Origin of the sequence: Mucilaginibacter sp. R-33 (genome assembly GCF_049949235.1) — a bacterium.
Taxonomy (GTDB): Bacteria; Bacteroidota; Bacteroidia; order Sphingobacteriales; family Sphingobacteriaceae; genus Mucilaginibacter.
The window spans coordinates 3639781-3665277 of record NZ_CP188089.1; the positions used below are offsets into that span (position 1 = coordinate 3639781).

A 25497-nucleotide genomic window follows, 5' to 3' on the forward strand; every position below is an offset into this window, starting at 1 on the left:
ACAATAAGGGAAGATTTGCTTATTCGGGCTACATAGCAAATTATCAGTCCGGCGTTATTTACGACGACGATCACAGCCCATCAGCGATCTGTAATTGCTGATAATGATCCATTACCTCGTCGAAACATATGGCGAGCCACCTTGTATAATCGCCCGGGTTTTCTTTCAGGTCGACTGCCAGCCGGGCCATCGTTATGTATTTAAATGAGGAGACCTCGTCATGGTCAGGGATCGGCAAAGCATCAGTGATGCCAAAAAACACATGATCGTATTCATTTTCAACCAGGTCGTCCTGGATAGCTGCACAGTAAACAAAAGAAAATACAAAGTTAAGTTCGGCGGCCATTCCCATCTCCTCCTTTAGCCTGCGATGGGCTGCTGTAAATGTGAGTTCGCCGGGCCTTGGATGGCTGCAGCAGGTGTTTGTCCATTTACCACCCGAGTGGTATTTGCCTTCGGCGCGTTGCTGTAATAGCAGCTCTCCTTTTTTATTAAAAATAAAAACTGAAAAGGCACGGTGCAGGCTCCCCTGAAGATGCGCCTCCATTTTTTCCATAGTGCCAATTTCCTGATCATCGCGATCAACCAAAATCACGGTTTCTTCTATCTTCACTCGCTATAATTTGTTGTTACCTTCCTGATGAGAAACGCTGATCTCCGGAATTTCTTGTTTTTTTGTTAATCTTAAAAACAGGGCCAAAGCCATGTCGCAAATTTCAGCTTTATTTTCAATAAAAAAACGGATTTCCTTTTGGATAAACCCGTTTTATTTTACGAAGTGACACTTGTTTAGTTTACATCAAACCAAAGCTTGGTAGTAAGCGCATCAGCTCCCTGTGCTGCCACCGCCGATTGGTAATTAGTTTTGTTGAGCGATTGTTCGGTTCCCGGATAAATAAACCTTACAGGTATTTTACCATTCAGGGTACCTGCAACGGCGGGTTGCAGTTGAGGATAATCAAGCCTGCGCCATTCGGTCCAGCCTTCCAATCCCTGCCCAAACAGGGCTAACCATTTTTGCTCGCCTATTGATTTTTTATAGTTAAAGGCATCATATTTAACTGCCGGCTGCGCCAAATAGGTAGTAATATCCGCCGAAGCAATACCGTATTGCGCCAATGCAGCGGTAACGGCCTGACCGTATAGCGAGGCAGCATCTTCGGTGGTAAAACCACGTGCAGCAGCCTCTGCCCTATCAAACAAGCTCTCGGCATAGCTTAGTATTACAGCGGGGGCATGTGGAGCCCTGAAGTACGTACCTGGTTTTGAGGTTTTGGTAAAACCGTAGTTGCTTGCATCGCCAACTAACAAGCCATTTGGCAGACCAACATAGTTTTGCGGTGTTGGGTCCTGTGTTTTAGCGGCATATATAGATAAGCGTGGATCATTAAGTGCAAACAGCTTATCAACTATTGTTTTGCTGATACGGTAATCATCGCGCGTATCAAATAGGTTGCTCACGGGATTTTGGTTAGGCGAGTCGACATAAGTGAATTGTGCTATTTCAGCATTCGAACTGATGTATGAACCGCCTTCGGCCTTGATATCGTCCAATACTTGCTTAGCTTTTGCCGGCTCTCTGTCGGCAATACGCAAGGCGATACGAAACCTTAAGGAATTGGCAAATTTTTTCCAAGAAGCAATATTATTGCTGTAGATCACATCGCCCGCTATGGCTTTGCCCGAAGGATCGAGCGCTGTTTGAGCTGCTTTCAAGTCATCCAGCAAAGCAAAATAAACGTCCTTCTGAGTATCATAAGCCGGGGTAAGATACTGATCGATATTGGTGGCCTGCTTGTAAGGAATATTCCCATAAGCCTCTGTTAATAAACTGAATGTCCACGAACGTAGCACCAGTGCGACACCTTTATAGTTAGTATTACCCTGAGCATCGCCAATTTTAATGATCTCATTGAGATTTACAATGCTTTTTGAATAGCCCGTACTCCAGAGTTCTTCAAAGGCGGTACTGGCATAAATATACCGGTCTGGGTCAGTATACTGAATTTTAGACCAGTATTGAACAAAAAGTAAGCTGGCATCCATGTTATTGGCAACTCCCCAATAAGTATCAGAAGTGGCTTTGGTGGCAGCAGTCAACAGGTAGTTGGGCTGTGCTGTTTGTGAGCCGTTAGGGTTTTGATTGATCCTGGCAAGTTCCTTTTTGCATGATGTTATCGATAATAAGACCACGCCGGATAATATGCTGATATATTTAAGTTTCATGATGTTTAAAATTTAAGGTTTACGTTAAAACCGATGTTACGTACGGTTGGCAGAGTGAGATCTTCCAGGCCCTGGCCATTGCCTGCGTTAAAGGCTGTCTCCGGATCGATGTTCGGCGCGTTTTTATGAATGATCCAAAGGTTACGGCCAACTACCGAAAATGTAGCGCCCTGAAAACCTATTTTATTCACCCATTTAGCCGGTAAAGAGTATCCCAGCTTTACTTCACGAAGCTTGATATATGAGGCATCATAAACAAATGCTTCGTCAATATTGGTAAAGCCTTTGTAGTATGATTGCGCGGGGATAATGGTGGTATTCGGAGAACCATCGGCCTTAACCCCTTTAAAAATCATCCCATCATTATAAACGGTTACACCCGCCGGAGCTGCGCCGGTTACCTGCACCGCCGGATTTGTTGTTTTATTATCCGGATAGTAATAGCTTAAACCACCATTAGCAGCACCGCGCCCCGGTAAGGTAGAGGCCAGTACGCCGGTATAGGTACCAGTACGGTTGGTGTTTGAGTAGATGGATCCACCGAAACGCGCGTCAACCAGGAAACTCAGGTTAATGCCTTTGTAGGTAAAGCTGTTATTGATGCTTCCTAACCAATTTGGAGTGAATTTGCCAAGGTAACGTTTGGTTGTGTTGAATACAGGTGTACCGTTAGCATCGATAACGATTTGCCCGGAAGCGTTACGCGTATAAGCTGTACCATAAAGTGCGCCATAAGGTTGGCCAAGTGCCGCGGTTACCTGTACAGTTCGGTCAGACCCAATTGGCAGACTTTGCAAACGGCCTTCGGCATCAAGCGAAGCAACCTTACTGCGGTTTAACGAATAGTTAGTAGTGATATCCCAGGTAAACTCCTTTGATTTAATTGGCGTTATCCCCAATTGTATCTCAAGACCTTTATTATTAAGGCGCCCCCCATTGATGATTTTTTGACCAAAACCCGTGGCCGAACTAACCTGAACCGCAAGTATCTGATTGGTACTATTGGTATTGTATGCACTTACATCCAGATGTAACCTGTCCTGAAAAAAGCCTAATTCAAAGCCAGCCTCTGCCGATGTTGTACTTTCTGGTTTCAGTGTGTTATTGGCATCTGTAGCCGGTAAACTTTGCTGTGGATTAGCATTGAAAAGGATTGATGAGGCAAATACATTCCTTAACTGGTAAGGATCGGTAGCCTTACCCACTTTAGACCAGCCACCTCTTAATTTAGCATAGGTAAGCACATCGCTTTTAATGCCCAGCGCTTCGGATAGTATTAAGCTTCCGTTTACTGAGGGATAAAAGTATGACATGTTATCAATTGGCAATGATGAAGACCAATCATTACGTGCCGTTACGTTAACGAAGGCATAATTCCTGAACCCAACCTGTGCCGATCCGAACACACTGTTAGTTTTAAGTTTAGAATAAAAGTTTGTTGAAACCAGTGGATCACGCGAATTACCCATGTTATATAGTCCCGGAATTGCAAGTTTAGGTGCTAACTGATCATTTTGTTCGAGTGTTTTTACCGAGATATTACCACCAACAAATGCATCAAGCGAAAAATCATTGTTTAGTTTTTTGGTATACTGCAACCTGCCTTCCGTATTATTTTCATTTACGCTGTAAGCATCTTCCTCATATGAGCCAAACGGTGTTCCATTAGTGCCATAAGCAACCTTGATTTTACGGCGGTCATTATAATAATCGGTACCGGTACGGAAGTTTGCCGATAGGCCATCGATGATCTTATAATTCAATTCAACGCTTCCGATCAGGTGATTTTTGTGCTGACCAACCGTGTTTTCATAAGCCAGCCAGTATGGGTTGCTATAGTAACTGTTATTCCAGTTAAAAGTGTTTCCATTGGCATCCTTGTAGTTTTTAAGCTTGTTGATATCAACCTGGCGCCCAAACCAGGTAAACTGCAGCATGGTACTGGTTGCGCGTTTTCCATAAGCGCCCGGCAGGTTATCAGCATCATCTTTAATATAATTAACAGTGGTATTTACTGTTAATTTAGGATTGAAACGGTAGCTTGAATTTAAAGCGAATGAGTTACGTCCTTGCGATGTATTTGGGACAATACCGGTTTGATGCAGGTTATTGTAAGATACCCGGAAATCACTCTTTTCGTTACTGCCCGCTAATGCTATACCATTATTAAGCGTCACGCCAGTCCTAAAAAAGTCTTTTACGTTATCGGGATGGGCGATAAATGGCACAGCCTGTCCATTGGAATAAAACTGCGGGATCAATGAGCCATCCAATGCAGGCCCCCAGCTTTCGTCAACACCATCGTTAACGCCACCGCCCTTACCGTCAACATAACTGAATTTACCATTTGAACCCTGGCCGTATTCATTTTGATATTTGGGTAATACCTGCACATTTGAAAAGCTGGTATTAGAGTTAATGGTAACCCCAAGCCCTTTTGCTCCTTTACCTGTTTTGGTACGAATAAGGATAACGCCTGCTGCCGCGCGTGAACCGTATAAGGCTGCAGCATTCGGGCCTTTTAACACGCTTAGCGACTCTATGTCTTCAGAATTGAGATCAGAGAGGGCATTAGCGAAATCCCTTGAACCACCAGATCCTAAAAACTGGGTATTATCAACAATAACCCCGTCAACTACAAACAAAGGCTGATTATCTTTAGTGATAGAAGTTTCACCACGGATAACGATACGTGATGAACCCATATCGCCCTGGCTGTTGGTAACCTGCACACCGGCAATTTTACCGGCCAGCGCGTTTACAAAGTTGGTTTCCTTTGCCTCAGAAATATCTTTCGATTTAAGCCCTTGTACCGCATATCCCAGCGATTTTTTATCCTTTGAGATATTGAGGGCCGTTATCACTACCTCATTCAGAGAATTTGGTGCTTCAACCAAAACCACGTTTAAGGTAGTTATTCCTTGCGTAATCGGGATCTCCTGGGTTGTAAAGCCAATGTAGCTAACCCTAAGCACATCATTAACATTGGCGTTGATGATAAACTTACCATCAACATTGGTTTGTGCGCCCGTGGTTTTACCTTTAACAGATACGCTGACACCCGGCAACGGCAACCCATCGGATTTGGCGGTTACCTCCCCGCTTATTTTAACGGATTGCCCCGCAACCGTCTGGACGAGAATAAAAGGCAATATAATTGCCAGTAATAGCTTGTAAATTTTTAACATGATAATTAATAATTGAGATTAATTTTTGATGCCTTTACCGGTACAAAAGACATGGCTATCGCCTTAGCGGGCATAATTTGCCCGGCTCATAAGCCTATCGTAACTGTAAAGAATTGATTAGGGGATGGTAATTATTAAGCTAAGACAAACTGCAGCAAGCCCGCATTTAAACACCATGCATGCTGTAAATGATTAACAGCAACAATGCATGCTTTGCATATTGAGACAGAAGGATTTGCAGATTGACTGGCTTTCCGAAACGAAAGTTTTCTTGTGTAAAAAAGTAGATTCTGTTTTCATAAAACGGGTATTAAATAAGTACTGATAGATTCTTTTTAATTGATGGACGCTGTTTTGTTGTTTACCAAAGCGTCCACAGCTTTTAACATGGACGCAAATTCCTGTTTATCGTACAAGCGGGTGAGGTAAACAATTTTCCCATCCCGATCGATAACCACATTGCGGGTAACACCGCTCTTTTTGCTGGCAAACCGGCCAAAAATCTCAGCACCAGGATCGAGTGCCAACGGATAGCTTATATTCATGACCTGGTGAAAACTTTTTACTTTGTTGAGCGGTTCATCGCGGTCAACGCCTATTAACACAAGGCCTTTATCTTTATAAGCCTGCCAGATCTCTTTTTCCAAATGCGGCATTTCTTCTCTGCATACGCTGCACCAGCTTGCGGTAAACTGCAGGATAACCACCTTACCATGCAACTTCGTTAAAGAAGTTTTTGTACCATTGGTCAATACGAGCTCAAAATCGGCAGGAGCAAGATCACCGGTTTTTATGATATAACCGCGGTCGTCAGCTGTCGGATCAATTGCCTTGGTGATCTGCGCAACAGCCGGCAATGTTGTTATGAAAAGCAAACAGGTAAAAAGTAATTGTTTAATGTTCATTGCTATACAGGTTAAACCGTAATATCATCCCGGTGATATTTTCAATATTTTAATTAGCAAGAAAAATGAAGAGGGAAAAGAAGTATACAACACCTTGCACTATACAAGGCCATAGCGTATTACATTATCTTTTCTACCCTATTTTGGGCAGACAGGAATTAGCACCTTTATAACAGTGGGCTTACAGGTTGCTAAGACATCACAGGGCCTTTCCCTCAGTCTTTCTTGATAATTAAAATATTCAAAGAACCGATTTGACGATGCAAATATATATAAATTCTACTAAAACCATAGACTTTATATAATTATTGCAATAAAATGAATTAATACTTTAAAATTCTGCAGGCTTATTTACAGAATTTGTTTACTGATTGGATTAGCTGAAACTTTTTGAAGATAAATTCCATAACAACAAAAAGTCCCTAACGTTCGCTGCCGGGACTTTAACCTAAACTTATTTTGCAGATTATTAAACTACCTTATAATAAGGTAAAACAAGGCAATTAGGTTTTTAATTATTTAGCACTTATAGTTGATACTTATTTAACACTTTCATTCGCCTGTTAACTGGCAACCCCATTAAACAGGGCTGCAAAGCTATTTTCAGCTGCTATCTTTTCAATTAAATTTTCCAGCGACTGGTAAATGTTCATGTTTAAAAACGGACCTGCACTGATCCTTTTAACACCGGCATTTTGTAACGCTTTAAAATCCGGAAGTCCGGGTATGCACATTACGCTAACCGGAAGGCGCGATAAGGCTGTTATTTGTTCAATATCTGTTGTTTGGGTGATACAGGGAAAAAACAAACCATGCACACCTGTATCCTGGTAAAGCTTAGTGCGGGTTAAAGCATCTTCCAACGCGTTAGGTAAACCAAGCAGGAAGGAATCGGCCCTTACATTTATAAATACCTGTACATCTGCCTTAGTCAACAATTCGGTGATCTGTTTAAGTTTCATGGCAAACTCATTTGCATCAACAATACTTCGCTTGCCATCCACCACTATCGAATCCTCTATATTAATACCCACAACGCCGATATCACGTAATTTTGTGATGTTACTGCAGATTACTTCCGCTGTATCACCATAACCTCCCTCCAGGTCCACAGTTAACATGGCTGATGATGTTGCCGCTATCCGTTTGACTACAAACAGGTAATCATCAAAACTCATTTCTTCGCCATCTGCAAAGCCTAATGAGCTTGCTACAGCCGCACTTGACGTACCAATTGCCTCAAAATTTAACTTATCATAAACCTGCGCGCTTTGCGCGTTCCATACATTGCCAATCTGCAAAGGTTCGGTTTTATGATGCAGCGCTAAAAATTCATTAAATCTATTTTTCATGTTCTTGTTTTTATTTTATGCTCAAAATTAGCTTGAACACTTTTCCAAAAATTGTATAAAACGGAAGAGATTAGTGAAAGGCGAAAGGTGAAAGGTGAAAGGTGAAAGGTGAAAGGTGAAAGGTGAAAGGTGAAAGGTGAAAGGTGAAAGGTGAAACAATAATGGCCGGGTAAACCAGCCATTATTGTTTCTGAATTTAAATCAGGCTACGAGATTAGCTTCGGCTCCGAATGCGTGATCGATGACAATTTTCCAGCTGCCGTCGGGTTGCTGTTTCATTAGCTCTATCCCCTTTGCGGCAACCTGTGTTTTGCCATTGTCGGTAACGCTCCACTCCGACCGGCCGACCGCTACATCACCCGATTGCAGACAGTAAACGGTTTTGATTTCCATTACTCCCGGAACCGCACAGATGCTTTTAACGGCCTCTTCAAATTGAGCCTTGCCTGATACTTCTTTTCCCGGCTCGGGAAAAATAATACCGTTGGCATCGTACACATTCATAACTACATTTACATCTTTGGTGTTAAAGGCTGCCGCGAGTACCGCGTGCACTTCCTGTGGTGTTTTTGCTGATTTCATTTTGTTGTTTTTTTTATATCAGCAAAACTATGTGGCTCGAATAGCCCAAAATTGTATAAAACGGAAGAGTATTAACTGCCCGCTAACGCCTGGTTTATAGGCGATGCCTGAGCGGCAAAGGAATTAGGCGTAAAACCTGTAAAAAGTTTAAATTCCTTTATGAAGTGTGCCTGGTCAAAATAACCGGCGCTGTAGGCCACATTGGTCAGCTTTTCTTCGTTGGCGCTAACCAGGCCAAGGCTATGCTGAAAGCGGTTTATTTTATAAAATAATTTGGGCGGCAAACCTGTGTACTGCGAAAAAAGTGTATTCAAATGCCGCGAGGAAATGTTGTAACGGCTGGAAATTGACAGGATATTATCATCACTGTAGTTCTTTTTAAGATTGCTGACAATATCTCCGATAAATTTGATCTTCGAATGTTTCTTCTCCGATGTTGATAAACGGCTCCACAAATAATCTTCAATCATGGCCACCTTCGCGTTCAGGTCGACGGTTTCCAATAATTTTAAATAAAGCGTTCTTAATTTAGGGCCGAATACGTGCGTGGCATCAACAATTTCATTATTAAATTCTGACACGTTTTCATCAAAGAAATAAACAGCCGAATGCGGGTAAAAACGGAAACCCAGCATAATATTTCGCCCTACAGATTGTATTGCTAACGGCTTGGTGATCTGTCCCCAAAGTTCAACAGGAGGAGTGGTGAAAAATGTATCGCTTTTTTTTGATTTCCAGTTTCCGGTGCCGAGGTTAAAGATCACTTCCATAGTACCGCTCGGAAACACGATATCATCATAGCTTCTGTCCGAATCAGATTCATACAGATAGAAGCACTTGATGTAAGGCTGTAGCCTTGGTTCCGGAAGCATCTCTTTGAAAACCATTATTACAAATATAGGGTACAACCAAGTCCTCAAATTGTAAAAAACGGAAGAAATTTTTTTATAAACTGTTTAAAACCGCTATTGCGAGGCACGAAGCAATCCCCGACTTTACAGGGTAGATTTGCTTAGTCGATCTACCTATTGGGGATTGCTTCGTGCCTCGCAATGACGTTGGGAATACATTGGTTTTGATGAACCGTTTTTAAACAGTGTCTCAGAACCCGCATTTACTTTTTCACATGTACCGATTTTATACCTTCATGTGTAGGGGTTACCTGTTTGATCAATCCTTTATTATCAAATTCCATTTTATCAATACATACCTCACGGTTGTAGCCTGCGGCATCCCCCATGGTAATCCCTTTGGGATAGTTGAACCTGTGATAAACAATATACCATTCATCTGTACCAGGGATCTGGATCACTGAGTTATGGCCGGTACCGTAAATACCTTTTGCTGCATCTTTCGCAATAACCGTGTTTTGCTGAGGAATCTCTATTGGCCCCAGCGGAGATTTTGCAGTGCCGTAATGCACACTATAATTAGGACTCCGGGTATCATTTTCAGACCACATGAAGTAATAAATTCCATTGCGATAAAACACATAGGTGCCTTCGTTGTAATGCGAGTAAGGCGTGAGTATCTTGGTAGTACCTGGTTTTAATGAAATCATATCATCGTTTAACTCGGCCACGGCCATATAACCATTGCCCCAGTACAAATAGTTTTTACCTGTTTGCGGGTCTGCAAAAACATCGGCATCAATCTGTTGCCCGCCTTTAACACCTTCAGGCAATTGTGCTATCAAAGGCTTACCCGAATCGGTAAATGGTCCTGCCGGATCATTTGCTGTTGCCACTCCTATTTTTTGTGCAGCAGCGAAATAGTAAAAGTATTTATAATCGTCACCAATCTTTTTTTCGATAATACAGGGTGCCCAGCCATTCTTCTTCGCCCAGCTTACATCCTGCGGCAAATCAAGAATCTTACCCTCATCTTTCCAGTTAACCATATCATCCGAAGAAAAAGCCTTGAAATACTTACCCGACCAGCCATCGAAACCATCACTGGTTGGATAGATATAAAATTTGCCTGTTTTTTCAGCATACAGGATCTCCGGATCGGCATAATATCCCGCTATAGCCGGGTTATGGGTTTCCTGAGCGGTAACCTCGTAAACCTGAGCTTTTTTACCCGCTATGGTTACCGAATATTTAACCGGCCCTTTGGTAAAGTCCTGCGCCTTTGCCGGGCTGATAGTAACACCTGGAAATAAGGTAAACTGAGGATCAAATGATTTTAAACTTGTACCCGGTTTTACAGGCAGGTGAACCTTATGGTTCGCAGTATCCAAAACGATATTAATGGTTTTAATCTGCTTGTTTATCGGTGAAAGTATGACATCTTCCGGCGTTTCCCATTTAGCAGTCAGTGCAGCGGCTTCCTTTGAAGTTATTGGCATCACGGTACCGTGGCGCGGATGGAAATTCATGGATACCTCATCGTCAATCAGTTTGAAATTTTCAAGATCGGTTGTCCTGGTAAACTGGTATTTACCTTGGGTATACATATCATACATCAAAATATAACCACTGCCATCATTTAATTTAAAGGTACCAGCCCCTTCTACCGGATCTTTGGTTTGCTGTACGTATTTATCCCGCAATGCATAGCCAGAAGTTAGCTTATCCGATACGGCTATTTTGATCCCCGCTCCTGATCCTTCTGTTTTGAAAAACAGGTAATATTTATTGTTTTTATAAACAATATCCCCGTCGATACAGGCGCCGCCATCGGGCTTAAAGAAAAGCTGTTTAGGTTCAGTTTCAAGACCTGTAAAATCCTTATTAGCATAGGCATAATAGATCTTATCAGCCTCTTCGCCAAAACGCATCGACCAGTAGATCATATATTTTTTTTCCTGCGGATCATAAATGGTTTGCGGTGCCCATACCCTGTTCACGCCTGCAAACTTTTCAAAGGTTTTGGCGATGTCAATAGTCTTAGAACTCCAGTGTACCAGGTCGGTTGATTTGAGCAATACCATAGAATAATCCGGTCCCCAGCCATATTTTTCGGTGTTCATGTCTGTGGCAACCATATAAAATGTTTTACCGTCGGCAGCTCGCATAATATGCGGATCCCGAACACCGCCGGTAGCACTGATATCGGCCGAATTTAAAACCGGGCGATTGTTATTCAGCGCGCGGAAATGATAACCGTCATTGCTTAAGGCAAAACGAATTTCTTCGCCGCCTTTACCGCCTGTAAAATAAGTAAACAGGTAGGCGCTGAATTTTTGCTGCGGCTGCGCTATGACTGCCGTGTAAAAGCTGACCAAAATGCCCAGTAAAACTATTTTTTTCATGTATAATTGGTTTGTTTTTTTCTAATATGCAGGATAATTATTTGTGCTTTTCCGAACCTTTGCTACTAATTCTGACAACTGTTAGTGAATAGGCAGGTACAGTGAAAGCCCACTTCTTTTGCAATTTTATTACTGATGATTGTGGAACGATAGCTTGCGGATTGTCGGCAGAATTCTTTACCTCCGGATTGCCTGTAATAACAGTAAGTGTTGCCGATTTGGGTAGTTGACCAATTTTTGACAGGTCCGCCTCTCCTGAAACAGGAGTATTACCGGCATTGGCTATTTTCAGAATCAGATCTCCTGTTGCTGAGTCGCGTACGGTTGAAACACCCGCGGTAGTGTCAATAACCGCTTTTTCACCTTTAAGCTTTATTACACCCGGCAAATACTCATTGCCCGAATTAGCAGCAAACTGCTGCTGAATGTAATAGTTAACCGTTGGAAAAACCTTATTGCCATTAAAATATATCAAATTTGGATTCCATGAAGTATGGCCAATCCTGGCAATAAGCGGTGCGTATGACGCCATCCTAACCACATCTCCGTTGCGTTCTAAACTGGTCATGTAAACCGCTTCTGATAAGGCATTAAACAGGGTATTACCCCACGAAGCATATTCGCCTATATAAACTTTTGACCTAAGCCTGTTGTATGCATCATAACGTTGGGTATTTTTTAAAAACCATTGCGGCTTTTCATAGTAATGTTCATCAACAATACCAACCGAAAGCTGATCGGCCAGTTTCCAGCCTTTCTCAAAGTCCTCGCCGCTGGGGCTCGGGCCTACCGTACCGATGATTTTAATTTCGGGATGGGCCTTGTGCACGGCATCATAGATCATCCTGAAACGCTCTTCAAATACGCCGGTGATCTTATCTTCATTACCTATACCAAGGTATTCCAGGTTAAAAGGTGCCGGATGACCCGCCGCGGCACGTTTTGCGCCCCAGGTAGATGTAACCGGCCCGTTGGCATATTCTACCAAATCGAGTACATCCTGTACATAGGCTTTCATTTCTTCCATCGGGATACCTTTTTGCCCGGTAGAACCTATCCTCCACGTACCGCCAGAGTTTTGACAACTCACTCCTGCTGCAAGTACAGGAACAGGCTTTGCACCGATATCCTCGCAAAACTGAAAATATTCAAAATAACCCAAACCTACTGTTTGGTGATAGTTCCAGATATTACGTTGCTCCACCCTTTGTTCAACCGGGCCTATGGTATTTTTCCAGCGATAAATATTGGCTATGCCATCGCCATGAGTAAGACAACCGCCCGGGAAACGCATAAATTTTGGTTTTATATCGGCAATAACCTGCGCCAAATCAGCCCTCAATCCATTTTTATGATTTTTAAAAGTTTCTTCCGGAAACAGAGACACCATATCGATCCCGATTTTTCCTTTTGCTTTAATCAGCAATACCAGTTTAGCACTATCGTTATCAAAATTCACATGAATCTGTTCGGCGTATTTTTTCCAGCCTTTATCAGATGTTGTAAATGAGGAAGAACCCAATTCTTTACCCTTGCGGTCAACAAGAGCTACTTTTACAGGTAAAGATTGATCTGAAATTGCATTTAAAAAAACTGAAAAATTATAGTTTTTACCGGCCTTTACAGGGATTCCATCAAACCCTGAATTTTCGAGCCCCACTCCTTTTTGCCCTTCATCCTGAATATCAAGTAAAATGTAGTGCGGGTTATTGGGATGTACCGGGGCAGCCGTTTCTACAGAAATGGTACCATAACCAAACCCATCTGTTTGGTATTTCCAGGCGGTCATCGAATTCCAGTCGCGGTTATCGGCCGGGTTATATTCAAATGAGCGGTTCTGGATAAGTTCGGCATAAAGGCCTCCATCGGCGGCATAACTTAAATCCTCAAAAAAGATCCCGAAAAGGTCAGGACTGATCTTTTTAGGTTTTGTGGCATCGCCTTTTTGCTGTGCAGAGGCTCCAAACCAAGTAAATGCCAATGTTAATAACAGCACTGTGCAGGCTATTTTTTTCATCATAACAGGTTATAAGATTAATTGAACTTTTGTATTCCTTTGGTGCTTACCTTTTTGATGCTGCTATCCGCATCAAAATTTAAACTGTCAAGACACAGCTGCCGCAGCACAAATGATTCCTTTTGCGGAAAAATGCGGTGATATAAAATATAGCGCTGTCCTTTTTCAACAAAGGTGGTATGGTGGCCGGGGCCAATCACTGTACTATCGGCAGAGGTGTTCAATATAACCCTGTGCTCATCCTCATAAAAAGGGCCCAGCGGACTTTTTCCTTTAGCGTAACCCACCTGGTAAGTGGCATCAATGGCTTTACCCTCTGAAAACATGAGGTAATAGGTTTGATTGCGTTTAACCATATGAGCACCTTCAAAAAAATGAGGGGTAGTGATGTCTTTAGGCGCTCCATCAAACGAAATCATATCATCTTTTAGCTTTACAGCCATACAATGCCCGTTAATCCATTTATACCCAGATCCCCAATAAAGATATATGCTGCCATCGGTATCAATAAAGCAATCCGGGTCGATATTATGCACCTGCGGGTAATCTGTAGATTTTACCATAGGCGTATTGTCGGCCTTTAAGTTTTTCCAGGGGCCAAGCGGCGTATTGCTAACCCCTCCCCAAACCTCGCCGCCTACGGCTACGTACATGTAAAACTTATTATCCTTTCCTTTCACTACAGATGGCGCCCAAACCATTTCATTGAGCGAGGTTGGACTGGTACAGGCTTGTTTGGTAGGCCAGTTGATATGGTGCCGGGTAAATTTGATAAAGTCGGTTGTTTCCAATACAGCCAGTTCCTTATCACCCCAGGGATCAATTGTGGCATAAATAAAATAATGGCCCTTATCTTTTACGATAGTCGGATCGGCAAAATATCCTCCGGTTATTGGATTTGGTATCATTTGTTTTTGCGCACGCAAAGCGGTGCCAGCCAAAACAAAGACAAAAAGGAAAAACAGGCGCTTGGTCATAATGAAGGTAAAAACAATTCAATATTAAGTGTTATTTTAACAATTAACGAATTTAATAAGATTTTATCTAAATTATTTTTCTGATTGTTACAGGAAACCAGAGCGCCTCTTAGCTTATATTTTCAGGAAAATCTTATTCCGGTATAAAAAGTACAATACCGCAAGCTGTACAATTACAATGGATATTGCCGCCCATACCGGTTGCCAGTTTTGGGCAAGGTGACTGATCATTCCCCCGAAGAAAAAATTAGCAGTATGCTGAAAACCAACCATCCCTTCGGATGCCAGGTAGATCAGGATAGAATTTACCCCGATAAGCACAAAAGGGAAAGCCCATTTTTTGTACCCGGCAACATCTATCACCAGGTAAAATACCGAAAGGAAAACCAGGCTCCATCCGCCAACAAACATTACAAACGAACTTGTCCATAAACGTTTATTGATGGGGAAAGCAAGATTCCAAAGCATCCCTAACCCCATAAATAAAATACCAACTGCTAATAAACAAACGCCCTTTTTCCACATTGGCCATTTTTCAGATTCAAGCTTCAGGAACTGGCCTGTAAAAATCCCCAGCATGGCGGTACCAATAGCCGGAATGGTAGATAGTATACCCTCAGGGTCATGCACCTTATCATGCAGGCGACCGGGGAGCAATAAACGATCGATATAGGATTCCAGGCTACCATTCATGGTTAAAACGCCTGCCCCGTAACCGGGCACCGGGATTAATTCCATGGCTGCCCAATATCCCAACAGTAAAACACCAAACCATAAAATTTGCCCCCGGGTACTAAAATTCAGATAAATTACACCCGCAAAAAACCAGGCCAGGCCGATACGCCCAAGCACACTTGCAAAGCGTGTATTCTCCAACCCGTTAAACTTAAACAAGCCGTTAACAACCACCCCTAAAAACAACAGGATAATAGTGCGCCTGATCATGGAACGATAGATTTCGCCTTTGGATGAGGATGGTAACAGATAAGGGTAAGCCACCCCATGCTTAGCAACTTTATTGCTCATTGAATAAGGCATGGAAACCCCGGCAATAAACAAAAACAAAGGAAAGATCATATCATAAAAGGTGATCCCATTCCATTCGGTATGATGCAACTGCCCCGACATCCATACCAGAAGCGGCCAGCCGGTGGCTTTAGCAAGGGCATGCACTACCCCCTCGCCGCTCATGATCCAAAACATATCAAACCCGCGGAGGGCATCTAACGATAATAATCTTGCCGGCTTCGCTGCAGCAATTCCAGGTTTAGCTGTTGATGTATCCATTATTTAAGATCGTTACCCACGTTTGTTCTGTATTTTTCATAAAGCTGCTTTGCAACAACGGTGCTGTTTCCGGCCGGAGCAACTGGGTACGTTTTGGACGAATTAACCCACTGCCACTCCCAGTTGCTTATTGATTTGTCAAATTGTTTAAAATCGGGGTCTTTACCTGTTTCAAGTGATCCTTTCAGTAACTCAAAGAACGTTTGCCAGCGCGCCTTATAAAAATCATTAAGCAAACCGCTCCATTGCCTGCAGGAGTATTCATGCAGCGGACTATCGGCATCGCCCCACAGTGTTATCAGGTTACGGGCATTTTTTTCGTAAAGCGCTTTTTCGGTGGGGGTAGTTCCCCAGTTGCGGGCATCGGCTATCCATGGGCCCAGCATAAAATCCTTGCGGGTGGCAAGCAACCTGTCCATATCGGTTATCAGGGTAAGATATTCAGCAGCATACTTATCAAAAGCTTTTTCATCTTTATCATGATAAGCCTTAATCCATTTTAGCTGCATCGGCCTGCCGTAATTAGCCAATACTTGCCGCGTAACATCAACCAGGTCGTAGTTAAAACCGCTGCTTTGTTTGCATGCAGGTATGGCGGCTACCATTTTATCCCAGGCCGGCAGCAGGTCTTTCCGGTTGTAGTTTAAGCGGGTACGGGTCCATATTGCGGCCGAATCAAGCGTTGGCCGGCCGGTAATGATCGATTCGGCACCGTCACGGATATCCTTGCCATTAAAAACGGTAGTCCTCAGTGTTTGCCAGGCATCAAGCGCATCCTGGCTCTTTACACCATAACGATTAAATAAATACTCTGGCAGCCATTGATCAAGATCAATAGGTTTGTTTTGCCAGGTATTTTGCGTCATTAATTCATAAAGCACAGGGGTTTGTTCAATGGCTTCCATAGTTAAACCTATGCCCACCATTTTTCCTGATTTAGGGTCGTTGAGAGCCTGCGCGGGTTGGGTTGCGACGGCCTCTATCCTGCCAAACAAGCTATTGTTACCGCCATAGTTATGCAGCATATTCCAGATCCAGGGTTTACCGTAAAATGCTTCAGTCCGCTTCCATATTGGTTCATAATCGGTATTGAGATCAAGCACGATCATATGATCATCAGGCACTGCATTCAGTAGCGCTTTGATCTGTTCGTTTTGCCAGAATTTGCGGTCGCTAAAAAATAACCAGCCCTGCATTACCCAAACAGCTTTCGGATCGGCCCCTTTCATACCGTCATAAACTCTCGCGCTTAGTTCCGAAAGGAATTTAGGATCGTTTGATGGAGGCTCATTCTCATTAAAAGTATCGGCAGAGTATAAATGATCTGTGCCATAAACCTTGGTTTGTTCCTGTATAAATTTTTTACCGATCTCCGCAAATAGCGGGTCTTCCGAATCAAGGATATATGTATCGGCAAAGCCGTTGTTCCAGTTGGTTTGCTTTAGCTTAGCATTCGGGAAATGTTTTTTAAACGATGCCGGCACGTGACCTGTAAATGCCGGAAGTACTGGTTTTATCCCCAGTTCGCGTTCGCGCTGCAATATTTTGATCTGCAAATCCCGGTGACTGGTTATCCAGCTTGCGGGCAGCGGGCCGTCCCATTTATCTATATTGCCCATATAAAACCAGCCAAAATATGCGGGGCCGGTAAAAAAGTCCTGCATATCTTTATTGTTAAAGCCCATGCCTTTATAAACTTTATCCCATACGTATTCCTGCCCGGTTATGGCCAGCGGCATATTGATGCCGTGCAAGGCCATCCAGTCAATTTCCTTTTCCCACCGTTTCCAGTCCCACCAGCTCATACTGTAGCTATAGGTGCAATAGTTAAGGTAGTACCGGTATTGGTAAGGCGTGGTTTTATGAATCCTTTTGGCCGGCATAGGCAACTTTACAGGAAGCTTCAGATTTGTACCGTTCCAGGTGATTTGGCAATGTGCATATTCGGTGAGATAATAGTATAAGGCCGACGCCACTGCGATACCATTATTGCCCCTGAGTACAATTTTGCCTTTAGCACCTTCTACTTCAAAAACATCTTTGGCTTCATTTTCAGAAAGCGGTTGAACAACAAAATTTTGTGCATAACCGGGCACCACCCGTTTAATTAAAGCATAAGAAACCGGCACTTGCAATTGTGCCTGAGCGCTGATCATCCCACCGCATATGCCACACAGCAGCATACAAATGAAAATCTTCGTTTTATAAACCATTTACTTTAGATGTTTTTATGATTATTGAGTTTTAGGCACATCGCCCGATAAATTTTGAAATCATTATCGCACACTTTCACGTCCCCTTAGGGTCTCTCGCAGAGGACCCTGAGGTTCAACCGCATTCTATATTTTACAAGAGCATTCAGAACGGCGAATTTGCTTGTATACATCAGGGGATGGGACGTTAATCAATGAATTTCAAAGTTATTATCGCACGCTTACATGATGTGCAGAAACTCAAGGCAATAAAAACAAAAAAAGCCATATTTCATTAAAAATAAATCAAAAAGGAAAAACAGCTTTAAAACTGATATTTCGCCCGATATTATAAATACCCAGGTGCCCGTTTGGCGATGACTGGTAATATTCGAAATATTTTAAACGGTTAAGGTTTGATTGATAGGCTTTATCAAACAAATTATCTATCTGTAAAAAGAGCTCGCAAACAGGTTTGTCTGATTTATTTTTGATAGTAACGCCTGCTCCAATATTAAACAAGGCGTAGCCGGGTGTAGCCGTCTCCGTATTATCCAAAGCATAAAATCGGTTCTGCGTGGTGTAAGCATCCATTTCAGCCTTAAAGTAAATCTTCGAAAAAGCACCATACGCTTTCTGCAAACTGGCCTTAAACTCCGACCGGATATGCAGCGGCGGAATAAATGGCAGATATTTAGCCGCGCCATTGGATTCATCAACAAGCTGTTTATTGCCGTTAATCCCCGTTACATAAGCCAAACTATTGTTGAAAGCCAACCATTTTACATTTTGCGGATGCACATTCAGCGTAAACTCGGCCCCATACAACCTGGCGCTGCTTTGCTGGTATTGGTAGGTACTATTACCCGGCACAATCACTACAGGGTTGCCATTGGCATCGGTTAGCTTGGCCTGGTAAATGTAATTGTTGATGTGATTATTAAACAGCTCGGCAATTAGGTCAACATCTTTCAGGTAGGCGATGAAGCCCAAGTCCTCCTGCAAACTAAATTCGGGATTGAAGCTACGGTTGCCTAAATATACGATATGTGCACCTGGGTCGAGCCCGTTCGAGCCTATTTCAGTGATATTTGGCGCACGATACCCCCGGGCAATATTAGCCTTAAACAGTAAGCGTTCGCTAATATTATAAGTTATCCCCAAACTCCCCGAAACACCTTGGTAAACATGCTTAAAAGCCGGAAACTGTAAATGCGCACCTGCCGTATCCGGCAATTTCACATGCTGCTCAAACCCGTTTTTGGAGTTTGGCCCCACATAAAAATCATTCCAGCGGATGTGCCTGTTATCATACCTCAAGCCGCCCGAAATATCAACTTTTCCGATTTTTTTTTTGGCGAAGAAAAAAGCCCCCGCATCAAACAGGTTATAATCCGGAATCGGGAAGTCAGTTGCCGTTTTACTGCGATTAGTTTGGTACATGCCGTTTACACCAATGGTGCTTTCAATACCTGCAATAGTTGGCAAATTGTATTTCAGATCATAATTAAGTGTATTAAGCACTACGTACAATCCCGGCTGATCTACCTGTGTGGGATGATTATATTCTCTGCGGACGCTTTGCTGCAGCCCGAACGAAGCATTGATACTGCTTCCTTCGCCCAACTTAAATTCATTATGCGAGTAAATTCGATAATGCTGAATGCGCTGATGTAGTGGCGTTATGCTGTATGATCTTAACTCATCGTTACTAACAATTGGCCGGTTCCTGATATTGTCTGTACTACTTTCGGCTATTTGTTTGGTAAACTGCCTCGTAATCGAATCCCTGCTACCATCAGGGATTTCCTGCCGGTTATCATAAACAGTAGCGGCAATTTGCGAGTACCCCCAGTTTTTATCAACCCTCGCCATGCCCGATAGATTAAACTCGCGGAAACCTGTATTGTATACATAACCATCAACGCTGTTATGATAATCATGTGCGGCTTTTGCGGTAGCCCGAAAGGCGTACCGCCGGTCGTCCTTCTTATAAGATAAACCCAATGAGGTACCGATCATGCCATTGTTAGTATGGTAATCGGCAGTATAGTCACCCTTCAAAACATTGTTTTTGCCAACCGGCAGATAAGGGATCATGTTGATCACTCCCGCCAGTGCATCCGAGCCGTAGGTTAAACTTGCCGGTCCTTTCACTACTTCTGCGCGACCAATACCGTACTGGTCTATCTCAATACCGTGTTCATCGCCCCATTGCTGTCCTTCCTGTCGCACACCATCATACAAAGTTAAAACTCGATTGTAGCCCAATCCCCTGATAAATGGCTTGGAGATATTAGGTCCGGTAGTAACCGCGTTAACCCCCGGCACCCCTTTTACTATAGCATCAATAATGTTGTTATTTACATTCTGATCCATCTCTTTCCGGGTCATTACCGCGATAGGTATGGGATTACTTCTTAATTCTGTTTTCCGGGATACTCCAGTCACAGTTACTTCATTCAATTTAGAACTGCTTTCCTGAAGGTTCCCATTCAGTATGGTAGCCTCATCCGGTTTTATGCTTACGTTATACCGCCCGGTTACATATCCGACATTAGAAAACACAACCGCGTATGTACCTGCCGGAACGTTTTTCAAATGATAATAACCCTTATCATTTGTTGTACCTCCAATAGAAGTTCCGAAAAGGGCAACGGTAGCAAAAGAAAGCGGTTCACTACCCGCGGTAAGCTTTCCCCTGAGGGAACCATGCTGGGCAAAAACCACTACCGGCATTAACAAAAGAGACAGTAAAAACAACACCTTCATTCGCTTTGGCATATTGTAAACAATATACAAAACAAATAAAAAAAATTAGTCTTACCTAATTTTTATATCAAAGCGCATAAAATAACTTCATTTATCAGCCCGATAATAACCAAACTGTAAACAGAAGCTCTTTGCTAACTAAATAACCTGTTTATGTTGGGTTATGGCTGACTGTTGCGAAGAAAAGGCCAGCATAAAATCTTCGGCCCGCTTAACCATATTTTCTGAACCGATAAAAATAGCCGAGCGCTGGTGAAGTTCATTAACATCCAAATCAAGGATCCGCTCATAACCTGTAGACGCTAAACCACCCGCCTGCTCAATAATAAAGGCCATCGGGTTGCATTCATAAACCAGTCTTAATTTGCCATTTGGATATTGCGCGGTAGTTGGATATAAAAAGATTCCGCCTTTAATCAGGTTGCGATGGATATCCGCAATCATTGAACCTGTGTACCTTGAAGTGTACGGACGGTTGGTAGCGATATCTTCAACCTGGCAATATTTAATATATTTTTTTACGCCTAAAGGGAAATGGGTATAATACCCCTCATTAATAGAATAAATATAGCCATCCTTAGGCATTTTAATATCAGCGTGCGACAGGCAAAACTCGCCTATTGAAGGATCAAGGGTAAAGCCGTTGACCCCTTTTCCCGTAGTATAAACCAGCATGGTTGAGGATCCGTAAATTACATAACCGGCCGCTACCTGCTCGGTGCCCTTTTGTAATACATCTTCCAGTTTAGCTGCACCTTCGGTTGATTTACGGCGATAGATAGAAAATATAGTGCCCACGCTCACATTCACATCAATATTTGATGATCCATCCAGAGGATCAATAGCCACGATATATTTTGCGTGTTTTGAGATCTCCGATTCTATCAGGATATGCTCGTCATTTTCTTCAGAAGCTACAACACAGCATTCGCCGCCACTACGCAATGCCGAAATGAATTGCTCATTGGCATAAACATCCATCTTTTTTTGACGTTCCCCGTGTGAGTTTACAGAATCCGTTTCGCCTATGATATCAATAAGCCCCGCTTTACTGATTTCGCGGTTTACGATTTTAGCAGCAATGCCAATATCCCGCAAAAGCCTCGACAGTTCGCCTTTAGCGAATGGAAAATCCGCTTGTTTCTCTATAATAAATTGTCCTAAGGTTTTTACTGTTTTCATAAGGGTGCATATTTAATTGGTTAACAGAAATATTAAAAATACCGGAGTTTAGCCGGATGATTTATAATTAGGACGCGATGGTTTAACCACCGACGAATAAAAGCATTAAAAGATAAACAGTCCTTATAAACTTGGCCCTATATCCTCATATTCAACTTTTTGCTAAGTTACCGACCTTTAATTGCCGAACTGTCATGCCCCGTCTCCTTGTATTTTCACGATTATTTACTGCCATAACTACCTGTAAAAGCTAATTATAGCCGGATAATATCATAACTGCTTAGCACCCCGCGCCCCTTTTGATAATATCGTATAATAATTGGATAACGGTTGGATAAAAATGGGAGGCGGCATTATCCATCTTTGTTTTATATCAAAACCAATTAACCAGGGCCAGCTATTATAATATATAAGTATATGCCGCAAACTGAACATCCTTATCGCGACATCACTATCCGGTTTCCGGGCCAGGTAATTGTTGGCAAAAACTCGCTTTTAAAACTAACTGACGAGGTTACCGGTCGTGGCTATAAATCAGCTTTGATCATTACCATCAGGCCACTATCAACTAAACTTGAACCGCTTTTAGCTCAGTTTAAAGAAGCGGGCATCGCTGTTCACGTGGATACATCGATAGTAAAAGAGCCTTCGTTCGGGGATTTTGAAGATCTGCTTGCATCTGTAAAACATACTGAAGCAGATGTGATCATAGGCATTGGCGGCGGCAGTGTGCTTGATGTGGCTAAGCTCATAGCTGCACAGATTGACAATAATCAAACATTGGCAGATATAACAGGAATCTGTCTGCTTAAAAATCGCAATAAAAAACTCATTTGTGTACCTACAACAGCGGGTACAGGCAGCGAAGCATCACCCAACGCTATATTGATAGATGATGCGGATAACCAGAAGAAAGGCATTATAAGCCCTCACCTGGTTCCGGATGTGGTGATCATTGATCCGGCATTGATGATAAGTCTCCCAACAGAGGTTACCGCGGCCACAGGACTTGACGCGTTAACCCATTGCCTTGAAGCTTATACCAATCTATACGCGCATCCATTCATTGATATGTACGCGCTTGAGGGGATCAGGCTTATAGCCGACAATCTCGTTAAAGCTGTAAATGATGGTGCCAATGAAGATGCCCGTACGCAATTAGCCATTGGCAGTTTAATGGGTGGCTTTTGTTTAGGGCCGGTAAATACGGCTGGAGTGCATGCACTCTCCTACCCATTGGGCAGCCTATACCATATAGCCCATGGATTGTCAAACGCTTTACTGCTCCCCTTTGTAATGGAATACAACATTCCGGCAGCACCTGAGCGATATGCTGCCGTTGCCCGTGCATTGGGTTGTAACAGCAGCATCAACGATTTTGAAACGGCTCATGCCGGTGTTGAAAAGATCAGGCAACTGATTAAGGACTGCGGAATCCCCGCAAGCTTGAAAGAAATAGACATAGATAAAAACACCATACCCCAAATGGCCGCCGATGCCATGAAAATTACGCGCTTGCTTAAAAACAACCCGCGACCGATGAACATAGATGACGCTGTTAGCATTTACGAGGCCGCTTATTAAAACACTAATGAAATCAAAAAAGAAATATAATGGCCTGGTAGTGCCATCAATTACGCCACTTACTCACAACTACAAACTTGACCACGAAGCGGTTGAAAAAATATTCGACAATATTTTCAACTACGGCGGTGTGCCGTTCATATTGGGTACTACAGGTGAATCAGCTTCGCTATCATACGAGCTTAAGCTTGATTTCATTAAACTTGCTGCCTCAATAAGGCAGCCCGGCCGACTGCTATATGCCGGTATCTCATCAAACTGCCTGGCCGATTCAATTGACCTGGCCAAACGTTGCGCCGATGAAGGTATTGACGTTGCGGTAGCCCATTTACCTGCATATTTCACTTTAACCGAATACGAAATCAAAACGTACTTTGAAACGCTGGCAAACGAAGTACCTATCCCGCTGATAGTTTACAACATCCCGGCTACAACCAACGTATCGATAAACCTAAACCTTCTCGACGAACTTAGTCACCATGAAAATATTGTTGGCACCAAAGATTCGGAACGAAACCACGAGCGTTTAAAGGATTCACTGAAGTTATGGGCGCACAGACAAGATTTCAGCCACTTTTTAGGTTGGGGCGCGCAATCTGCTCATGCGCTATTTACAGGAAGTGACGGACTTGTACCAAGTACCGGAAACCTGTTCCCCGATATTTATTACAAAATGATAGTTGCTGCCGACAATAACGACGAAGCTGCCGCGCTGCAACTGCAAAGGCATTCCAATCTGATCGGGGACATTTATCAAGGCAAACGCCTGCTGGGCGAATCATTGGCAGCATTAAAATCACTAATGCAAAGCGCCGGGTTATGCCGTACTTACATGATGCCTCCTTTATTGCAGGTTAGTGAAGCCGAAGCAGCTGATCTACAAAAGAAATTACAGCGCATGCTTAATGTTGAAAACCTTAGCTTACCGATATACCAATGATAGCCGAGAGACCGATCATAGCCATAACGATGGGCGATCCGGCCAGTATTGGCCCCGAGATAGCTGTTAAAGCACTATTAACAGAAAGATTGTACGAGATCTGTCGTCCGGTAATTATAGGTGATACCGGTGTGTTTTTTGATATCGTAAAACGCCTTGGCTTAGATGCGCGCATAAACTCCATAAAAGATATCCGCAACGCGAACTTTGAGTTTGGCAAGCCAGATGTTTTTGACCTGCAAAATGTAGATATGGAACAGCTGCGTTTTGGCGAAATCTCGGCCATGGCAGGCAATTCCTCGTTTGAAGCAGTAAAAAAAGCAATTGAACTGGCGCTCGACAACGAAGTTGATGCAACAGTAACCGGACCTATCAATAAAAAATCCATTAACGAAGCCGGGCACCACTTTGCCGGGCACACCGAAATCTACGCACATTATACCGGCACAAAAAAATATGCCATGCTGTTGGTTGAGCATAACATGAAGGTGATCCATGTATCAACCCATGTATCGCTAAGGCAAGCTTGTGACCTTGTTAAAAAAGAGCGCATCATTGAAGTAATTGAATTATTGCAGGATGGCCTTATTTCCCTGGGCGAGAAAAATCTAAAAATTGGCGTAGCCGGGCTTAACCCTCACGCAGGTGACTCGGGTTTGTTTGGCACCGAAGATGATTTTGAGATCCTTCCCGCGGTACAGGAAGCACTAAAGTTAGGTTACGATGTGGAAGGCCCTGTACCAGCCGATACTTTATTTTCCAAAGCCTCGACCGGGTACTATGGCGGCGTAGTGGCTATGTACCATGATCAGGGCCACATTCCCTTTAAGCTTACCGGCTTTAAATGGAATGCAGAAAAGCAGCAGATGGACAGCGTAAAAGGTGTTAACATCACTATGGGATTGCCTATTATCCGCACCTCGGTTGATCATGGTACAGCTTTTGAAATTGCAGGTAAGGGTGTGGCAAGCAGTGATGCCATGATACTGGCAATTGAGTCGGCGGTACAGTTGAGCAAAAACCGGATAAAAGTATAA

17 protein-coding genes and 1 riboswitch are annotated in these 25497 nt (G+C 43.0%); of the genes, 3 read left to right on the forward strand and 14 right to left on the reverse strand.

The features are described 5' to 3' along the window. Positions 1 to 70: 70 nt before the first annotated feature. From idi to fbp, 14 genes are all read right to left on the reverse strand, one after another. Positions 71 to 613, reverse strand: coding sequence for an isopentenyl-diphosphate Delta-isomerase (gene idi, locus ACP26M_RS15155; protein ID WP_254780176.1), 543 nt, complete (start codon positions 611 to 613; stop codon positions 71 to 73). A gap of 176 nt (positions 614 to 789) precedes the next feature. Continuing rightward, positions 790 to 2226 (reverse strand): SusD/RagB family nutrient-binding outer membrane lipoprotein, encoded by a 1437-nt coding sequence (locus ACP26M_RS15160; RefSeq protein WP_426581097.1) that lies wholly within the window; start codon positions 2224 to 2226, stop codon positions 790 to 792. A 5-nt stretch (positions 2227 to 2231) separates the two neighbouring features. Continuing rightward, positions 2232 to 5414, reverse strand: a complete 3183-nt coding sequence (locus tag ACP26M_RS15165) for a SusC/RagA family TonB-linked outer membrane protein (RefSeq protein WP_176623035.1) — start codon at positions 5412 to 5414, stop codon at positions 2232 to 2234. A 335-nt stretch (positions 5415 to 5749) separates the two neighbouring features. Next, positions 5750 to 6319: a TlpA disulfide reductase family protein gene (locus tag ACP26M_RS15170; RefSeq protein ID WP_354486665.1), complete on the reverse strand. Its 570-nt coding sequence runs from the start codon at positions 6317 to 6319 to the stop codon at positions 5750 to 5752. 121 nt (positions 6320 to 6440) lie between these two features. Then, a riboswitch (SAM riboswitch) is annotated at positions 6441 to 6554 on the reverse strand. Positions 6555 to 6882: 328 nt separating this feature from the next. Then, complete coding sequence (locus tag ACP26M_RS15175; protein WP_426581100.1) at positions 6883 to 7671, reverse strand: isocitrate lyase/PEP mutase family protein; 789 nt, start codon at positions 7669 to 7671, stop codon at positions 6883 to 6885. A 201-nt stretch (positions 7672 to 7872) separates the two neighbouring features. Next, positions 7873 to 8253 carry a YybH family protein gene (locus tag ACP26M_RS15180; RefSeq protein ID WP_426581102.1) on the reverse strand — a complete coding sequence of 127 codons (381 nt, stop codon included), beginning with the start codon at positions 8251 to 8253 and terminating at the stop codon, positions 7873 to 7875. Between the two features lie 71 nt (positions 8254 to 8324). After that, positions 8325 to 9140, reverse strand: a complete 816-nt coding sequence (locus tag ACP26M_RS15185; protein ID WP_426581104.1) for a DUF6597 domain-containing transcriptional factor — start codon at positions 9138 to 9140, stop codon at positions 8325 to 8327. 227 nt (positions 9141 to 9367) lie between these two features. After that, entirely contained in the window at positions 9368 to 11509 is a 2142-nt protein-coding gene (locus ACP26M_RS15190) for a family 43 glycosylhydrolase (RefSeq protein ID WP_426581106.1), read from the reverse strand. A 37-nt stretch (positions 11510 to 11546) separates the two neighbouring features. Then, positions 11547 to 13529 carry an alpha-L-arabinofuranosidase C-terminal domain-containing protein gene (locus ACP26M_RS15195; protein ID WP_426581108.1) on the reverse strand — a complete coding sequence of 661 codons (1983 nt, stop codon included), beginning with the start codon at positions 13527 to 13529 and terminating at the stop codon, positions 11547 to 11549. Between the two features lie 14 nt (positions 13530 to 13543). Next, the gene (locus ACP26M_RS15200; RefSeq protein ID WP_426581110.1) at positions 13544 to 14503 is read right to left on the reverse strand and encodes a family 43 glycosylhydrolase; all 960 of its coding nucleotides are present in this window, start codon (positions 14501 to 14503) and stop codon (positions 13544 to 13546) included. A gap of 114 nt (positions 14504 to 14617) precedes the next feature. Beyond that, positions 14618 to 15790 (reverse strand): acyltransferase family protein, encoded by a 1173-nt coding sequence (locus tag ACP26M_RS15205; protein ID WP_426581112.1) that lies wholly within the window; start codon positions 15788 to 15790, stop codon positions 14618 to 14620. Further along, positions 15790 to 18003 (reverse strand): alpha-N-acetylglucosaminidase, encoded by a 2214-nt coding sequence (locus tag ACP26M_RS15210; protein ID WP_426581114.1) that lies wholly within the window; start codon positions 18001 to 18003, stop codon positions 15790 to 15792. Before ACP26M_RS15210 ends, ACP26M_RS15205 begins: the two co-directional genes overlap by 1 nt. 285 nt (positions 18004 to 18288) lie before the next feature. Then, positions 18289 to 20766, reverse strand: a complete 2478-nt coding sequence (locus ACP26M_RS15215) for a TonB-dependent receptor (protein ID WP_426581116.1) — start codon at positions 20764 to 20766, stop codon at positions 18289 to 18291. Between the two features lie 126 nt (positions 20767 to 20892). Next, complete coding sequence (fbp, locus tag ACP26M_RS15220; RefSeq protein ID WP_426581118.1) at positions 20893 to 21936, reverse strand: class 1 fructose-bisphosphatase; 1044 nt, start codon at positions 21934 to 21936, stop codon at positions 20893 to 20895. 417 nt (positions 21937 to 22353) lie between these two features. On the opposite strand from fbp, the gene ACP26M_RS15225 reads away from it, so the two are divergent. Genes ACP26M_RS15225 through pdxA form a run of 3 tightly spaced genes read left to right on the forward strand, consistent with a single transcriptional unit; the run spans position 22354 to position 25497 of the window. Continuing rightward, positions 22354 to 23520: an iron-containing alcohol dehydrogenase gene (locus ACP26M_RS15225; RefSeq protein WP_426581120.1), complete on the forward strand. Its 1167-nt coding sequence runs from the start codon at positions 22354 to 22356 to the stop codon at positions 23518 to 23520. Positions 23521 to 23527: 7 nt separating this feature from the next. Beyond that, positions 23528 to 24460, forward strand: coding sequence for a dihydrodipicolinate synthase family protein (locus tag ACP26M_RS15230; protein ID WP_426581122.1), 933 nt, complete (start codon positions 23528 to 23530; stop codon positions 24458 to 24460). Then, entirely contained in the window at positions 24457 to 25497 is a 1041-nt protein-coding gene (gene pdxA / locus ACP26M_RS15235; RefSeq protein WP_426581124.1) for a 4-hydroxythreonine-4-phosphate dehydrogenase PdxA, read from the forward strand. The genes ACP26M_RS15230 and pdxA overlap by 4 nt, the downstream gene beginning before the upstream one ends.

What these genes read in the sequence shown, in the direction of transcription:
- ACP26M_RS15160 (WP_426581097.1), bottom strand. Translation starts at nt 2,226, where the DNA reads ATGAAACTTAAATATATCAGCATATTATCCGGCGTGGTCTTATTATCG.
- ACP26M_RS15165 (WP_176623035.1), bottom strand. Translation starts at nt 5,414, where the DNA reads ATGTTAAAAATTTACAAGCTATTACTGGCAATTATATTGCCTTTTATT.
- ACP26M_RS15170 (WP_354486665.1), bottom strand. Translation starts at nt 6,319, where the DNA reads ATGAACATTAAACAATTACTTTTTACCTGTTTGCTTTTCATAACAACA.
- ACP26M_RS15175 (WP_426581100.1), bottom strand. Translation starts at nt 7,671, where the DNA reads ATGAAAAATAGATTTAATGAATTTTTAGCGCTGCATCATAAAACCGAA.
- ACP26M_RS15180 (WP_426581102.1), bottom strand. Translation starts at nt 8,253, where the DNA reads ATGAAATCAGCAAAAACACCACAGGAAGTGCACGCGGTACTCGCGGCA.
- ACP26M_RS15185 (WP_426581104.1), bottom strand. Translation starts at nt 9,140, where the DNA reads ATGGTTTTCAAAGAGATGCTTCCGGAACCAAGGCTACAGCCTTACATC.
- ACP26M_RS15190 (WP_426581106.1), bottom strand. Translation starts at nt 11,509, where the DNA reads ATGAAAAAAATAGTTTTACTGGGCATTTTGGTCAGCTTTTACACGGCA.
- ACP26M_RS15195 (WP_426581108.1), bottom strand. Translation starts at nt 13,529, where the DNA reads ATGATGAAAAAAATAGCCTGCACAGTGCTGTTATTAACATTGGCATTT.
- ACP26M_RS15200 (WP_426581110.1), bottom strand. Translation starts at nt 14,503, where the DNA reads ATGACCAAGCGCCTGTTTTTCCTTTTTGTCTTTGTTTTGGCTGGCACC.
- ACP26M_RS15205 (WP_426581112.1), bottom strand. Translation starts at nt 15,790, where the DNA reads ATGGATACATCAACAGCTAAACCTGGAATTGCTGCAGCGAAGCCGGCA.
- ACP26M_RS15210 (WP_426581114.1), bottom strand. Translation starts at nt 18,003, where the DNA reads ATGGTTTATAAAACGAAGATTTTCATTTGTATGCTGCTGTGTGGCATA.
- ACP26M_RS15215 (WP_426581116.1), bottom strand. Translation starts at nt 20,766, where the DNA reads ATGCCAAAGCGAATGAAGGTGTTGTTTTTACTGTCTCTTTTGTTAATG.
- fbp (WP_426581118.1), bottom strand. Translation starts at nt 21,936, where the DNA reads ATGAAAACAGTAAAAACCTTAGGACAATTTATTATAGAGAAACAAGCG.
- ACP26M_RS15225 (WP_426581120.1), top strand. Translation starts at nt 22,354, where the DNA reads ATGCCGCAAACTGAACATCCTTATCGCGACATCACTATCCGGTTTCCG.
- ACP26M_RS15230 (WP_426581122.1), top strand. Translation starts at nt 23,528, where the DNA reads ATGAAATCAAAAAAGAAATATAATGGCCTGGTAGTGCCATCAATTACG.
- pdxA (WP_426581124.1), top strand. Translation starts at nt 24,457, where the DNA reads ATGATAGCCGAGAGACCGATCATAGCCATAACGATGGGCGATCCGGCC.